The organism is Halochromatium salexigens, from assembly GCF_016653295.1.
Lineage (GTDB): Bacteria > Pseudomonadota > Gammaproteobacteria > Chromatiales > Chromatiaceae > Lamprobacter > Lamprobacter salexigens.
Genome location: NZ_NHSF01000002.1, coordinates 3,415 through 3,926, shown reverse-complemented (window position 1 = coordinate 3,926; position 512 = coordinate 3,415). Strand labels below are relative to the sequence as shown.

Genomic DNA, 512 nt, shown 5'->3' with positions numbered 1-512 from the left:
CGTCAAACTCACCAAGAAGGCCATGCGAGAGGTCGAAGCGCGGCTACTGCGCAACCCCGATCTGCCGAAGTGGGATATCTTGATCAAGCCTGCCTGCTCGGTATAACTGTTTCTGGAAATCACCTAAAGTCTGGTCCTTAAAGCGCGCGAGCAGCCAGGACTGGAAGACGTCGAGACAGTGACTGCGCGCTTGTTCAGGCAGTGGGGCTTGCTGGATCTGACCATAGGCGAGCGGGGCTTGTTCGCGCAAGCACTCACGGTCTTCGACCAGATAGGGCAGAAAGGTGGCGAGCAGCGGGTGCTCGGGCTGGGTCTGGCGCAGCTGTTCGAGCACCTCGATGAGGTAGACGCGGCGGATGGGGCACTGCGGGTCGCGGGCGATGGTGCTGTGCCAGGGCTCGGTCTGGGGGTCGTGCTCGGGACTGAGGAACAGCAGCAGGCCGCGCACCGGTTGCTCGAGGCGGCGCTCGCCAAGTAGGCCCATGTCGACGAGCAGGCGGTGGTAGATGGCG

The 512-nt window shown here is 63.1% G+C and carries 1 protein-coding gene; it reads right to left on the bottom strand.

The features are described 5' to 3' along the window. Nucleotides 1-43: 43 nt before the first annotated feature. Nucleotides 44-512 (bottom strand): DUF2887 domain-containing protein (locus CCR82_RS00055; RefSeq protein WP_201243167.1); only part of this gene is annotated, 469 nt, incomplete at its 5' end.